This is a genomic window from Cyanobium sp. Tous-M-B4 (genome assembly GCF_024345395.1).
Taxonomy (GTDB): Bacteria; Cyanobacteriota; Cyanobacteriia; order PCC-6307; family Cyanobiaceae; genus Cyanobium_A.
Genome location: NZ_JAGQBA010000002.1, coordinates 57,680 through 71,826, shown reverse-complemented (window position 1 = coordinate 71,826; position 14,147 = coordinate 57,680). Strand labels below are relative to the sequence as shown.

Here is a 14,147-nt window from a genome sequence, read left to right as displayed (position 1 = left end):
GCGCATGGATGTGCTCGCTGCCCGTGATGGTGCGCGGTCAAAAGGCCAGCCGGGCCGTTCCGGTCAGCATGTACTGAATCGGATCACGCCCCTTGCGGGGGAGGGCTTCCACGGCGGCAGCGGTGGTGAGTTGCTGCAGGGTCTGGGAGACCGCCGATTGGCTGACGCCCCAGAGCGTCTTGAGACCTGTCTGAATCTCAATGGCTTCCGGGTCACGGTTGCCCCATGCCCGCAGACGTTCCCAGGCCGTCGGCCCCAGCTGATCGTTCAGCTCCTGCTGGTTGCGCTGCCGCAGCACCAAGAGCAGGTCGTCCATGCCGACAGGCGCGGCCCCATCGCTGGTTGCGGCACTGGTCAGCCCCAGCAAAGCCGTCATGCCGTCCTCGAGGGCCTTGAGCATTCCGCGCAGATCCCCGCGAAAGAGCTGATAGAGCCGCTCCACCACGGCCTCATCCACCGGTGCGCGCCAGGGCTGCCCCGGGCTCAACTGCAGAGCGGCGTAGCGGTTGGTCAGCAGCAGCTGCACGGCCTCCAGCGCCAGAGGCTGGAGCACCTGCGGATCGCTAAACACCGAACGGATCTGGGTGTGGGTTTGCACCACCGTCCGCACCGCGTCGGTCGTGCCCACCACGATCAAGTGCAGGCCATCCAGCAACAGGGCCTGATCGCGGACGCTGCGCAGCAGATCGGCGGCACGGTCGGCATCAGCCTCGCTGAGATTCTCAAGGTTGTTCAGGTGCAGCACCAGACCCTGGGCCCCCTGCGCCTGTGCGTAGACCAGCAGGTCCCGCAGCACCCGTGGGCCATCAAGGACGAGCGCACTCGGTGGTGTCGATACGCCTTCGGTTTGGGTGCCGCCAGCCCCAAATCCAAACGCTGATGCCGAAAAGCCGCCGCCGCGCAGGCGAAAGCTGCGCACCAGCTGCTGCGCGGCTTCAATCGCTGGTCCGGAAGCGGCGGGGAAACTGGCCAGCACGGCGTCATAGGCGCCATTGAGCAGCCGGCCCAGCAGGTCTTCTGAGCCGCCTTCACTGCCCAAGGAAATGATCTCGGAGGAGGTCCAGTACCCCGCCTCTCGGGCGTCGGCCTTCACCGCCTGCACCAGGGTGGTCTTACCGATTCCGGGCCTGCCGGCAACAGCCTGCCTCGAGCTGCGGCTGCTACCGATGGTGGTGAGCAGCAGTTGCCGTTCTCGCTCTCGGCCCACGAAGAGATTGAGGGGAGTGGCCTCGGTATCCGAGCGCAGGGTGGCCTGGAAGTAGGGGGAGGAGCGCAGGTTGTAGAGCCCCCAGAGGTTCGGCAGTGCCATCGATCGAGGTATCAGCCGCGAGACCAGTTCAGCCAATACTGCCCTCATATTGGCGGAACTGCCAATACCTACCGCAGGCCGCTGGCCTGCCCGGCAACAGGAGGCATGGCCTCCTCCCCCAGCGAACACGAGATCCAGCAGCGCATCCGCCTGGCCTGCGGCCGCGGACCGGTACGGCTCTGGCGCAACAACACCGGCGCTTTGGTCGACCAGCAGGGGCGCTTCGTGCGCTTCGGGTTGTCCAAGGGCAGCAGCGATCTGATCGGTCTGCGCTCGCTGGAGATCACGCCTGAACTGGTCGGCCAGCGGATTGCTCAGTTCGTTGCCCTGGAGATCAAGACGAACTGCGGGGTCGTCAGTCCGGAGCAGCGCGCCTTCCTGCAGGCGGTGCAAGATCTCGGCGGCCTTGCTGCCGTCTGCCGCTCGGTTCAACAGGCCCAGGCAGTCCTGACGTTGAGCGCCGTCGAGGAGCAAACGGCATGAACCGGCCTGAGCTCAGCCGGCAGCTGCAGTCCCTCGCTCGCTGCCATCCCGGTGCACACCCGTACACGCTGGCCCTGCGCTTCCAGGCTCAGACGGGTCGGATCCTGAGCGGCCAGCAGGTCAAACAGCTGCTGGCCGAGCCGGTGAACCACTCAATCCATGCCGCCAAGTCTTGACAGGCTCTGGCTTGCAATGGCAAGCAGGTCGTAGAATCGGGCTATGACATACGACATGGACCTGACGGGGCGCTCCTACCAGGCCGTCCTCGACTGGCAACAGGAGTCACGTCGGGCCTTCGGGAAGATGCTGTTGAACTGGCGCCGCCGCAACGGCTGGACCCAGTACACCGCCTGCGAGTGGGGTGCCGAAGCGAAGTTTGAGGTGATCTCCTACGGCAACCTCTCGGTGATCGAGCAGGGCAAGGCCGGCGAGCTGCGTCAGAAAGCTTTTTTCCAGCTTGAGGAACTGAACCGAAGGTTGCTGCTGGATACTCATCGACGACTGGAAGGGGTCAAATCCCTGCGTATTCGAGAACAAATCGAATATGCCGAGCCATTGCTGGGCAACGATGGAAAGCAGCCCTGGGGTGCCGTTGAATTCTGGAGCTGCTACATCGGATACCTGGAAGTTCCCGATAGATATCAGGCAGTTCTCTCTCCCACCTTCTCGTCGAAAGAAGCCGAGGATCTCTGTCAGAACTGGAGGCGCCATGTGCGTCGTGTGATCAGAACGCGCGACGCCGACGTCACCGATGCGCTGGAGCAGCTCGCCGCGTCGGTGCCGGAGATGTACCGCAAGCGTTTTCGCGAGGTCCTGGCCCTCGACGACTACTCCACTTCCGAACTGGCGCAACTCTGGACGCAAGACGAGCAGTTCCTTCCTGACGAGTGGATCCGAGCCTGGGAAGCCAACGACCCGGCAGGACCGCCCAAGCCGGCCGCCCGGCGACGCAGGAAGGAGCCCGGATAAGTCCGAGGACGCCAACCGATTGCGGCTCGCGTTAGAAAGCCGCTAAGCTCAGGCCAGCGGGCACGAGCCCGACACCCTGATGCCATGACGCAGATCCCCGCACGCGCAGACGTGCCAGCCAGCGCCCTTGAGCTGCTCGGCGAAAAAGGCGGCGCCGAGCGCGCCCTCACGGCCGCCCTGGCCTCCTTCCAGGAACAGGTGCAGGCCGTTCCATCCCTTGACCTGGCCGCCGTGGTCGAAGCGGCCAGGCCGGCGTTTGCCCAGGGCATTGCCTTCAGCAGCCAGCTGGTCGACATCCGTGGCCGACACAAGCTGCGGGTCACGGTGATGCACGCCGGTGGCGCCGAGGTCAGCAGTGAAGAGTGGGCCGACGAGGTCGACGACCCACTTCAGGCTTCCGGCTGGATGCTGGCCATGCTGCTGGGCATTCCTTTAGCCAAGCAGGCTATGCCTGTAGAGCCTGAGGCGGCTTCTGTCGCTGAGCTCGCTTCTGCTGGTGTGCAACGTCCTGCTCTGCTGGCGAAGACGTCCTCTCCTGAGGCATCCGAACCCTGTGCAGGCGCCGGTGGCAGTGATGTCGCTCTGGAGCCACTCACGGCTCAGGAAATCGAGGCCACGCATCAGCGCATCCTTGCCCTTCCCCAGGCCGCTCGGCGTGAGCTGACCACGGCGTTCCGTGAGCACTTCCAGGTGCCACGCAATGCCCGCTCGATCGGTGATCGCATCACCCAGCACCAGCACAGCGCCTTCATCGACCGCTTCCTCGAGGAGTTCGAAGGCGCTCAAGCGCCCGCAGAGCCATGAGCAGGCCCCGTCGCTATGGCGAGCAGCCCCGCTCACGGGCCGGTCGCCATGTCATCCAGACCCAGGTCCGCACCGACGTCTACCTGCAGGTCCGCGAGCTGATGCAAGCCCGCAACCTCTCGGCCAGCGGCGCCGTGCATCACCTGCTGCGCGAGCGCCTTGGCCTGCCGCCGCTTGCCCCATTCGATCAACCCCTCTCGTCCACCGTTCACCCCGAGTCAACCCATGGCTAAGACGATCTTCCGCACGCCCCTCGCCGAAGTGCGCTGGGCCCACCTGATCACCCCCCGGCACCAGCTCGACAAGAGCAAACCCAAGGCCTGGACCTGCGATCTGCTGCTTCCCAACAGTGACCAAAAGGCGCAGTCCTTCTTGCTGGCAATGGAGGACCAGTTCATCGCTCTGCATGGCAGCCGCAAGCGCCGCGCCGAGAAGGGTTTCCCCTGGAAGCCGGACAAGGAAACGCCCAGCGAGCTCACCGCGGTGCGCTTCAAGGTGCCGCAGTTTCAGCGGCGTGATGGCTCCCTGTCTGAGGGGCCCCGCATCGTCGATGCCAAAAAGCAGCCCTGGGATGGGGCCGCCATCGGCAACGGCTCCAAGGTCGTCGTGGCCTTCGACATCTACGACTGGGATGGCGAAAACGGCTGCGGCATGACCTTCCAGCCCCGTGCCATCCAGGTCGTCGAGTTCGTTGCCTACGAGCAGGTCGATCCCACCGATGGCTTCGAGGAGGTCGAGGGTTACACCACCACCGGCAGTGGTGCCGGTGATTGGAGCACCGGTGCATCCGACGAGGGCGAGGAGTTGTTCTGATGCCGCTTGATCGTCAGGGCATCAACGCCGGGGCCTGGAGCGGCAGGCCCCCTCACCGGCCCGCTCCCCAGCTGCCTGCCTTCTGCCGCACCCGCCGGCCCACCGTCATGGTCACGGCCTCCAGCCTTGCCGGGCTGCGCGCCCTGGTGCTGCTGGGGCTGGCGTTTCAGCTCAGCACCCTGCTGCTCGTGCTTGCCGGGCCTGTGCCGCCTCGGCCTGTGAGCAGCGCCAACACCGTCTTCCGCCCCGCCGCCGGCACTGATGCCGGTGAGGTTCCACCCGTCACAGCGTTTTCAGACCGATGAACAGCACGACTTCAAGCACCCTTGTTCCCTTTGACTTCGAAGGCAGCCAGCTCCGCGTCTTCGCTGACGAGCACGGCGACCCCTGGTTTGTCGCCACCGATGTCTGCAGCGTGCTGGGGATCGGCAATCCTCGTCAGGCCACGACCCGACTGGATGACGACGAGAAGGGTGTCATTTCAACTGACACCCCTGGCGGTGTGCAGGCCGTGGCCACGGTGAATGAACCTGGTCTCTACACCTTGGTTCTCGGCAGCCGCAAGCCGGAGGCCAAGCGCTTCAAGCGTTGGGTCACACACGAGGTTTTGCCGGCGATCCGCCGGACAGGGCGCTATTCCGTGCCTGGCCTCGCGCCCACGCCGGCATCCTTGCCCTCAGATAAGCAGGACAGCGTCGGGGCTCTGTTGCTGATTGGTCAGGCCGTCGCCCAGGTCCCCGGCGTGAAACCCGGTATCGCCATGGCAGCAACGCTCACCTGCATTCAGGAAAACACTGGGCTGGCGACCGAAACCCTGCGGCGAGCCCTGCCGGCAGCGGAGGACCCGATCTGCTCACTCAATGCCACGGGGCTCGGGCAGCTGCTAGGGATGAAAGCCAAGGACACGAACCAACACCTTGCAGCCTGCGGGCTGCAGATCCGCAATCAGCGTGGGGAATGGGAACTCACCAATGCCGGCGAACATTGGGCAGAAGCCCTGCCCTATTGCCGCGGCGGCCACAGCGGCTACCAGATCCTCTGGAATCCCGCGGTGGTCAGCGTGCTGCGGGAGCTGGCCTGATGGAGAACCAGACGACACCACCCCCATCCGGACGTCAGCGGGTCTGGATGACGACGGCCGAAGCTTGCGCTGCTCTTGGGATGAGCCGCGAGACCCTCCGTCAGCTGCGGCTGCGGGGGGTGCTCACCCCGGGCAAGCACTACCGCCGCTGGGGCTGCACTCAGGGTCGGGGGCCACTGCAGTGGCACCTGGAGAACGTGGAGGCCACGATCACCGGCTGGAGTAGGAGACATCTGCAGTCCTGAAATCAGCGGACGTGCGACCACTCATCCGGAGGAGAGCCACCTCAGACAAAAGGCTCCGGATGGGGCCGGTTGATGTGAGGCAAGCATGATCAGGCCGAATGCATACGTCTGAAGGTGCCCCTTCTTATGCAAGTGCTAATTTCCATCTCGCTCAGCGGTGGATTCGCGGCCTGGCACACCCAGAAGCTCCTTACAAGCCATAGGACGTCTACCCGTTCGAGATACAGAAACCGCTGTTGGAGAGATCACAAAGATAAAGGTCGAGCAAGGCAACAGTCCGCCCTGTCGTGAAGTAGTCAGCAACCAAGCAAGGAGGGGATGCAGAGCCAACCTACGGGATCACAGCTACTGCAGCCAATGGCCAGACGACATAGCGCACACCCCGCGCGATGTCATCTTCAGAGGGAGTCCGAAGCATTGAAAAAAGCTCATTCTCCAAAGAAGGAAAATCCTCTCTGATGCGGACTGACTGAGGGTCTTTCACCCTGGTAGAGGAGCTCAATGCTCGAACCAGTCTGGCCTTCGCCTCTCCAAGCACCTCTTCAGGCGGATTCTCTCTATCGACCGAAAAGAGCCGCAGCTCAACCATACCTTCGGACCAGCGCCCAGCCTCATGCCTGAGTTGCTGTCGAAGCAAGAAAAGGAATACAGTGACATCTCCACCTTTCGAATCCTGACTAAGATTCGGCGATCGATTCACAAAGGCGATTCCGACGGGGCGATCAGGAGTCAGAATATTACGCAAGTTGCGCTGAACCCAATCAAGATTCAATCCAAGATTTGCCGCGACTTCACCGCCAGGCCCGGCAGCCAGCAAGCCCCCCGTATCTCCACACGCATAGATCTTGCCATTTGCCTGAATCGTGCCAACATTTTCCTCGATTGCGATGATTTCATCGTTCGAGAACTCAAAGGAGGAAAATGTAGCGCCAGGGCCATCTGAGGCACCACAGTACTTAACGAGCAAGGCAGCGAGGTCAGCCCAGTGCGCTTCACCCGGGCTGGCAGCTCTGATGAGCTCTGCTTGGCGTCGATACGCATCATCAAAGCGGCTCCAGGAGTGAAAGCCTTCATTAACGAGCCGTCCTATCTCCTCCGCCCCAGGCGAGTCGATAGCAAGCGGTCCAGAAAGGTCGCCCAAGATGGCCTCAAGCTCCTTTGGGGGGACAAGTGACATCACTCGACTGAACAAGGTCTCAAACTGTTCGGGATCCAGATGGCGTGCCACCAATGCGAGCTTGTCTCTCGCAATCCGATACATATCGATTTCCCTACTCCCTGCTGCAACCACGGTGTCAACCACAATGGTCTTGCGTGATCCAAATCGATGAACCCTGCCAATCCGCTGCTCCAAATCCATGGGGTTCCAGGGAACATCGAGATGGATCAGATACCTGGCACGCTGCATATTGAGTCCTTCGCCACCGGCCTTTGAAGAAACAAGAAAGCGGGGGCCGTCGTCCGATTGAAAGCGCGTGACTTGTGCAGTCCGCTCATGGTCAGGCTGGTTACCAATGATGATCGCTGGCTTAATGCCATATCGCTTTTCAAGGACAGCTGCCACAACAGAAACCGTCTCTACAGGCTGCGCAAAGAGAACCACCTTGTCTCCCTCAAACCGATCGATCAAGTCACAAACGGCATCCCACTTTGCTTGCGACGATCCACTCTCAATCAGCTGCACGCCTTCATCGAGCAACTGAGCCAGCAATTTCGGATCAGGCCGCCACTCCTCTTCATCCCAATCCTCCTCGTCTTCATCTCCTACCTGCTGCAGGGCAGCTTTACCAACCTGCTTGACCAGCCGATCAAAGAGTGTAGGTATTGGCTCATTCGCTGGGCCTCCCCGGTAGGGCCTTAGAGCTGCGAGGGCTGGACTCAGTGAAGGATGCTCTAAAGTCCAATTCAGACGCCGAATTCCTAGTCGGATTAAGAAGCCAAGTCCCGCTTGAACGCTCGAAGCAGCCCACTGCAGAGCCTGCCCCTTTGCCCATCCTGCAGCACGCAGGCGAACTCCATTGAGTCCATCTATGTCATAAAGCTTGCCGACCAAGGAATACCATTCTTCGTAGTTTTTACCGAGCTCTACGACGACTGGCTTCCGGATATCACGGGACGGGAAAAGCGGTGCTCCTCTCCAATCTCGAACACGATCTTTTGTGCGAAAGATGACACGACCTGCAGCACCCTTGATGTCTTTACCATCGTCAGAGAGCAATCTGAGAATATTACGGAATCTGGTTTCACTCCCTTGATGTGGGGTTCCACTCATGAGGACCAGGCGCCCTTCTTCGGGCTGACCCTTGATGAGCTGGCTTACAAGCTTGAAAGACTGGTTAGGCTTGCCACCAGACGGGCTCCAGTCGGAAAGATGGTGGCATTCATCAACGATAAGGACATCCCACGGCCCTCCTTTGACTACTTTGTCGAGGTTGTCTCCAAAGACTGCTTTGTGAATACTTGCAATAACGATCCTGTCGTCCTCTATCCGGGCGTCAGAACCAGAGCCGGCCACCCATACACGTGCATCCAGATCAAGCTTATCGCGAAACTCACTTGCAACGTTAGAGACCAAGCGAGCTGGTGCTAAGTATAGAACTCGGATCCGAGAGTCTCGTTCAAGCAGCTGGCGAATGATCAGGCCCGCTTCAATAGTCTTCCCGAGCCCAACCTCATCACCAATAAGAACTTTCTTGAGATCGGGACGCTGTAAAATGTGCTGGACTAAGCTCACTTGATGCATGAGGGTGGCTGCTTTACGCGCGTCTAAGCGACGTTGAGGATCCTCAGCAACAAGAAATGCAGCGTATACCCGCGCAAGTGTTCTTGAAGATAGGGAAAGCCAATTATCACCCTCGGCGAGCTCTAGCTTCACCAATTGGGCAGCGGGTGTGGGGAGCTGCTTTGCCCGACGCTTATCGACATTGGTTTCGACTAGAGGCGGGAGTGAATCGATCTCACAGAGCCGCCTTGGAATGCCGACTAGATCATACGTAACAAAGCCAAAGTCATCGACTGTTCTCAATAAAGCTCTTTGATGACCCGAGTACTCGAAAAGCATCGCTTCCTCCTAGCCCGGGACTTCGGCGCGGAGATTTTCAGATGACATATTAGGAAATCCGTCAATCACCGCACCAACCTCCATCAGAACAGTCCGGCGCTTTTGAGCATCAGACCGACGGACCCGTGCCTCGTGGCTCTCAACGATTAGATCAGCAGTATCTTGCAAGGGATCGCCCCCCTTTTTCAACTCCTGCTGGACTTCCATTCGCACGCGAGTTGCATTCTCTTGAAGAATGCGAATAGCAGGCTCCTTGGCTGCAGAGGTCGCCACTTTAGCCAAGTCGGAAAACAATTCCAATATGCGCAGCTTGACGCCAGGGCCAATGTCATTTCCGTTTTTAACAAACTGCTCACATGAGATTTTGATTGGCTGTCGGATAGTTGATGACAGTTCTGATTTCACGGTCTGTCGCAGCTCATCAACAGCTTCCTTGCCAACAGATTTGATCTGCTTCGCCAATGCGGATATACGATCTCGCTGGGCCTGTAGGAGTTGCTTTCTTACTGTCACCCCGCCATTCTCTATAGCCCAATCGCATAGCTCTTCAACCATCTGAACAGTATCGCTTGCGAGATCGGAAGTTTTCGCGCGGATTACCCGCAAGAGCTTCTGGCCCCAAACCGCTGCCATTGGCTCTAGAAAATATCCAGTAATATCATCAGGAAGGTTAATATTTCTGCTTCCATAAAATGTGCCACCTCGGCGCACGGCCGCACGCAGGGTCCCCCAGTGAGCACCTCTCAGGCTAGAAAGATATTCCTTTACGTCTTTCTCGGCTGCTATCTGTGCTTCCAAAACCAGGGCTTCAATCTTCGCCTGTACAGTCTCATCCAGAAAGTTGCGAAAGGCAGCCGCGCGAGCGCGGTATTCCTCCTTCTTATCATTAAGAATTGGAGTGAGAGCCTTCTCAAGTCTTTCGGCTTCCTCTGCCGCTCGGTTTTCCTGTTTCCACCTTGCCTCGATGAGCTGCATCTCACTAATCAGGCTTGTCGCCAGCCTCTGAGTCAGCTCCTCGATCGCTTGACGTTGTCTCTCCGTTTCACGTCGCGCAAGACCAGCCAAAGAATCCTGCAGCTCCGAAATGCCTGTCTGTTCAACGGTTGTCAGAAAAGGGCGATCATCCTCATCATCAAGCAGGATTCTGCGTAGCTCAGTAGCCGAAACAGGATGTATTTCCAGTGAATCCATAATGCTTGCACGGGCCTGCCCCCTAGCAGCATTGACCGACTCGTTGGATGAATCACCAATTTTACCTAGCTGCTCGACAATCTGGGATTTCATCCGTGGCTTGAATTCCTCCACGAGTTGCGCAAACACATCTCTTTTTTTAGGGCGTTGTGCACCTTCTTCTAGGGTGGAGATTTGATTCTGCCACTCAGTCTGGGTGACATCATCGACTTTAGTGACCGCTATCAGCATTGTGCAAGCGTCACTAGCTGGATCATCTGCAGCGCCTACTAAGCGCTGCCAATATCCGCTGGTACGAAGGAGCTCCATAGTGGACTCCGTGGGGCCAGCCCTATCAACGGTGACGATCACGGCGCGAGCTTTATCGCGCACATAGGATTTGGTCACGTCTCGGTAGGAATCCTGAGCAATACCCACGCCCGGCAAATCCACCAGCACAACTCCAGATCGCAGCAGTTCTGAAGGCCAACCAACATCAATCCGTTCAATCAGCGGGGACAGAAAGCCAGCGGCATGTGCTGTCATATCCTCCTGAAACCCTCGAGGATCCTGTCCCTCTCTTCGCTCATATGTTCGATCTTCGTTGCTGAAGAGCATAATTTGCTTGATCCGCTCGATTCGGGCTTGATCGCCTACATCGATATCTGATTCCCACTTGAGTTCATAGCCGCAGGCTTGCCTGAGCGCATCTACCAAGTACTCCAGTGGTCGTTCAGCAAATTGCTTTCCGCAAACAATGTTCTTGGCTTGTTTAATCAAGCCCTCAAGTGCATCATCAGGATCGGCTGTTCCATCTTCACTCGAATCTACTGGTTCTACTTGGGCTTGCTGTAGAACTTCTGCAAGATCATCCTGTGTCAGTTCACTTGCCAACTCAGACAGGCCAGCTTCTTCTGCTGGTACACCATCTGCGATCACTTCGGATCCATGTTTCCGCTTGGCCGCACGACGCTCAGCCTGTAGCCGAGATTCCAATGCGAAAGCAAGCCGCCAGAGATTCTTTTTTGGGTGGTAGGTAACGTGAAAGAACTTTTCCTCGCTGTAGCGAACCTCAGTCGCCTGTGCTGTTAAGGGGCCAATACCGCCAGCAGGGAGAATCTGGCTTGCGCCGGCAGCAAGGGCATTCAACAGTGTGCTCTTGCCCACACCGGAGTTACCTAGAAAGCAAACAGTGACTTCGTCCTTCGAGTCCAAGAGGCGACTCAGTCGCTCCTGATCGGCTTGCAGTGCCTCAAGCCTGTCTGGCGAGTGCCTTTCGAGAAACGGACGAGCTGACTGCTCGTACCATTCCAATAGCTCATGGGCATTCATGGCCTACCTCCGACACAGGCTGTTCTGCATGCAGGTGAAATTTGACGGATTCTATCCCAACCAGGGGCTTTTGCCGATGCAGGGGTAAAGATTCTCCAAAGCTAGATATTCATGCAAAAGCAGCATATTATGAAAGATCTGGATTGACCAAGATCGGCCAAATATATAGCCACACGTTCGGAGCGCGAACTTCTCAGGCCTAACAATTTCCCTTCTTGCCCCAACTTCCCACCACCCAACTACCTAGCCATCGCCTGGCATCGACCCTGTTGAATATGTGCCACCTTCTTCCCTGCCTTTGACTGCAAGTCACACGGTGCAAAGAACCAGCCAGCTATCTATTCGTACTAGGTCCAATGGGAACTCTTCAAGAAAGACATAACCCCACTGATCTCCAGGGGTAGCGCTCATGCCATAAAGAGAGTGACAAGATCGCAGAATGCCGTAGTTCGATACCTGAATCGTCAGACGGTCCACATGCGCACCAGAAGAGTGATCTCTACGCCTCAACCATTTGCTGTTTCTTTTTGCCAGCGCGCGACTTGCCGGGCTTGTTGGCCAGAGAAGAAAAGGCGCTGATCTCAATGGAGCGGTCGGGGAAGACAGCCCTCACCTCCAGGTCACCACCCATGGCCTGGACGAAGTTGCGCAACGTGCTCATCAGCATGTCGGCCCGATTCTCGATTTTGGAGATCTCGGCCTGCTTGACGTTGAGGTTTTTGGCCAGGGTGTCCTGGGTGAGTGAAAAGGCCCTGCGCAGTTCCGCCAGGGTCATTTCCTGCCGCAGCTGCTCCTTGCGCTGCTCAATGCGCTCACGCCGCTCAGGGCTGAGGTCTTTGGTGAGTTCAGAGAAAGAACGCGTCATGGCTTGGGTTGGGATTGCAGATTGATGAGGTGTTCGTCGTAGAGCGCGTCCGCCTTGGGGATCATCGTTTTGTAGAACCGCTTGTCCTTGCCGGTCTTGTTGCCGCCGATCAGCAGGATGGCGCTGCGGCTGGGATCAAAGGCATAGAAGACACGCAAAGGGTCACCATGGGACTGGATGCGCAGCTCGCGCATGCGGCTGTGCCTGGAACTCTCCACTCCTGAGGAGTGGGGGGAAGGGCAGCTGGGGACCCATTTCCTGGAGCAGTTCAACGATGGCCGTCACATCGTCCTGCTCCTGCTCGCTGAGCTCGCCCCACCAGTCCTCGAAGACAGCGGTCTGACCGACACCCCACATCCAGTATTCCCTCAATGGAATACCTTAGGGGCTTGGCTGCTGCCGTCAAGCCCATCCACCCAGGGGTCGGTGCGGCAGAAGAGCGGCAGAAATGCACGACCAGGGAGCGGTGCGAGCACCAGCCCGCAGGCGGGTCGGCCGTTGGTGCTGGGCTCCAGCCTGGTCAGGCCAAGGAGGTGTGGCGCGAGCCGCGACGAAGCACCCCGCAACCGCTCGAACGAAGGCACGCTGAGGCCTCCTCCTCGGCGAACTGCTCACACTTCTGCTCACACCTGGCGAATTTACGACCCAAGAACCCGGTTGCAGCAAGGCTTCTTAAGCCAGCGATCGTAAGTCTTCTAAGCAGCCGGTCGTTGGTTCGAATCCAACAGGGGGCGTTTCAATCGGTTCTGTTCCCTCACTCTCCAGGTTGCAGGGGCGGCGGCTGGCCGATGCGATGGAGCAGAACGCTCAGAGCGGCTCAGTTCCCTCGCTGAGGATCGCCAGGTAGGCGTCGTAGGCGAACAGACGATTGCGCCGTCCGCCCGTGATCTCCCTAGCGATGCCGAGATCCACTAGGGCCTCGATCGCCTTGCCGGCGGTGGGGAAGCTAAGCCCACTCAGCTCCTTGAGCTGCTTGGTGCTGGTGAGCGGCCGCCGCCTCAGTGCCGCGTAGACCAAGCGCACACTGGGGCCAAAGCGGCCCAATTCTCCCAGCCGCGCTTCATCCGTATGGAACAGCGCCAGCAGCCGCTGAGCCGTAGCCACCGCGGCTGAGGCCGTGCTCTCCACCCCCTCAAGGAAAAACCCGAGCCAGGCCTCCCAGTCGCCCTGCTGGCGCACGCCGTCGAGCAGCTCGTAGTAGCGGCTGCGGTGCTGCTTGAAGAACAGGCTCAAGTAGAGCAGCGGCTGCTGGAGCACGCCAGCCTCAATCAGCATCAGCACAATCAGCAGCCGGCCCAGGCGGCCGTTGCCATCGAGAAATGGGTGGATAGTCTCGAACTGCACATGGACCAGGGCGGCGCGTACCAGCACCGGCAGAGAGTGCTCACCGTGGTGGCCGCCATGGATGAACTGCTCCAGCAGCCCCATGCAGTCATCTACTAGCCCCGGCGGGGGCGGCACGAAGCGGGCATTGCCTGGGCGGGTGCCGCCGATCCAGTTCTGGCTGCGCCGGAACTCCCCCGGCAGGCGATCGGCGCCGCGACCGCGACTCAGCAGCCGGCCGTGGATCTCACGCAGCAGGCGACAGGAGAGCGGGAACCCCTCCGCCAGCCTGGCCAGGCCATGCTCCAGCCCGGCCACATAGCTGGAGACCTCCACCACATCGTCAAAGGGAACGCCGGGTGCTTCCTGCAGCTCGAACAGCAGCAGATCAGAAAGCGACGACTGGGTGCCCTCTATCTGGGAGGAGAGCAGGGCCTCGCGGCGCACGTAGGCGTAGAGGAACAGCTCTGGATCAGGCAGCAGGGTGGAAACGCCGTCAAGGCGGCCGCAGGCCAGCAGCGCCCGCTCATGCAGCGCCTGCAGTGGCCCCACCAGCAACACCGGGGGCTCTGGCGGCAGCGGGTCGGGCACAAAAGCCCTCACCGTTTCCCCAGCGGTGGCGCTGAACTCGTAGTGGCCGGTGGCCTCGCGCCGCACTACACCCAGGCAACCTTAAATACCCAGCCAGCTTA

At 59.5% G+C, this 14,147-nt stretch carries 15 protein-coding genes; 9 read left to right on the top strand and 6 right to left on the bottom strand.

The window, feature by feature from the left end:
• Window positions 1-37: 37 nt before the first annotated feature.
• Complete coding sequence (locus KBY73_RS03410) at window positions 38-1,309, bottom strand: ATP-binding protein (RefSeq protein WP_254935707.1); 1,272 nt, start codon at window positions 1,307-1,309, stop codon at window positions 38-40.
• Between the two features lie 105 nt (window positions 1,310-1,414).
• Between KBY73_RS03410 and KBY73_RS03405 the strand changes: the two genes are divergently transcribed.
• From KBY73_RS03405 to KBY73_RS03365, 9 genes are all read left to right on the top strand, one after another.
• Entirely contained in the window at window positions 1,415-1,792 is a 378-nt protein-coding gene (locus tag KBY73_RS03405) for a VRR-NUC domain-containing protein (RefSeq protein ID WP_254935706.1), read from the top strand.
• The gene (locus tag KBY73_RS03400; protein WP_254935705.1) at window positions 1,789-1,968 is read left to right on the top strand and encodes a hypothetical protein; all 180 of its coding nucleotides are present in this window, start codon (window positions 1,789-1,791) and stop codon (window positions 1,966-1,968) included. Before KBY73_RS03405 ends, KBY73_RS03400 begins: the two co-directional genes overlap by 4 nt.
• A 43-nt stretch (window positions 1,969-2,011) precedes the next feature.
• Complete coding sequence (locus KBY73_RS03395; RefSeq protein ID WP_254935704.1) at window positions 2,012-2,761, top strand: hypothetical protein; 750 nt, start codon at window positions 2,012-2,014, stop codon at window positions 2,759-2,761.
• Between the two features lie 84 nt (window positions 2,762-2,845).
• A complete protein-coding gene (locus KBY73_RS03390) occupies window positions 2,846-3,565 on the top strand; it encodes a hypothetical protein (protein ID WP_254935703.1) in 720 nt (239 codons plus the stop codon).
• The gene (locus KBY73_RS03385) at window positions 3,562-3,798 is read left to right on the top strand and encodes a hypothetical protein (RefSeq protein WP_254929476.1); all 237 of its coding nucleotides are present in this window, start codon (window positions 3,562-3,564) and stop codon (window positions 3,796-3,798) included. Before KBY73_RS03390 ends, KBY73_RS03385 begins: the two co-directional genes overlap by 4 nt.
• Complete coding sequence (locus KBY73_RS03380) at window positions 3,791-4,378, top strand: hypothetical protein (protein ID WP_254935702.1); 588 nt, start codon at window positions 3,791-3,793, stop codon at window positions 4,376-4,378. Before KBY73_RS03385 ends, KBY73_RS03380 begins: the two co-directional genes overlap by 8 nt.
• Window positions 4,378-4,683 (top strand): hypothetical protein, encoded by a 306-nt coding sequence (locus tag KBY73_RS03375; protein ID WP_254935701.1) that lies wholly within the window; start codon window positions 4,378-4,380, stop codon window positions 4,681-4,683. The genes KBY73_RS03380 and KBY73_RS03375 overlap by 1 nt, the downstream gene beginning before the upstream one ends.
• Complete coding sequence (locus KBY73_RS03370) at window positions 4,680-5,459, top strand: Bro-N domain-containing protein (RefSeq protein WP_254935700.1); 780 nt, start codon at window positions 4,680-4,682, stop codon at window positions 5,457-5,459. The genes KBY73_RS03375 and KBY73_RS03370 overlap by 4 nt, the downstream gene beginning before the upstream one ends.
• Window positions 5,459-5,704: a helix-turn-helix domain-containing protein gene (locus tag KBY73_RS03365; RefSeq protein ID WP_315858396.1), complete on the top strand. Its 246-nt coding sequence runs from the start codon at window positions 5,459-5,461 to the stop codon at window positions 5,702-5,704. Before KBY73_RS03370 ends, KBY73_RS03365 begins: the two co-directional genes overlap by 1 nt.
• 331 nt (window positions 5,705-6,035) lie before the next feature.
• On the opposite strand, the gene KBY73_RS03360 is transcribed toward KBY73_RS03365, so the two are convergent.
• From KBY73_RS03360 to KBY73_RS03340, 5 genes are all read right to left on the bottom strand, one after another.
• Window positions 6,036-8,579 (bottom strand): DEAD/DEAH box helicase, encoded by a 2,544-nt coding sequence (locus tag KBY73_RS03360; RefSeq protein ID WP_254936193.1) that lies wholly within the window; start codon window positions 8,577-8,579, stop codon window positions 6,036-6,038.
• Window positions 8,580-8,774: 195 nt separating this feature from the next.
• The gene (locus KBY73_RS03355; protein WP_254935699.1) at window positions 8,775-11,267 is read right to left on the bottom strand and encodes a dynamin family protein; all 2,493 of its coding nucleotides are present in this window, start codon (window positions 11,265-11,267) and stop codon (window positions 8,775-8,777) included.
• Window positions 11,268-11,766: 499 nt separating this feature from the next.
• Window positions 11,767-12,132, bottom strand: coding sequence for an XRE family transcriptional regulator (locus KBY73_RS03350; protein WP_254935698.1), 366 nt, complete (start codon window positions 12,130-12,132; stop codon window positions 11,767-11,769).
• A complete protein-coding gene (locus KBY73_RS03345) occupies window positions 12,129-12,326 on the bottom strand; it encodes a type II toxin-antitoxin system RelE/ParE family toxin (protein ID WP_254935697.1) in 198 nt (65 codons plus the stop codon). Before KBY73_RS03345 ends, KBY73_RS03350 begins: the two co-directional genes overlap by 4 nt.
• 613 nt (window positions 12,327-12,939) lie before the next feature.
• Window positions 12,940-14,112: a Fic family protein gene (locus tag KBY73_RS03340; RefSeq protein ID WP_254935696.1), complete on the bottom strand. Its 1,173-nt coding sequence runs from the start codon at window positions 14,110-14,112 to the stop codon at window positions 12,940-12,942.
• Window positions 14,113-14,147 lie beyond the last annotated feature (35 nt).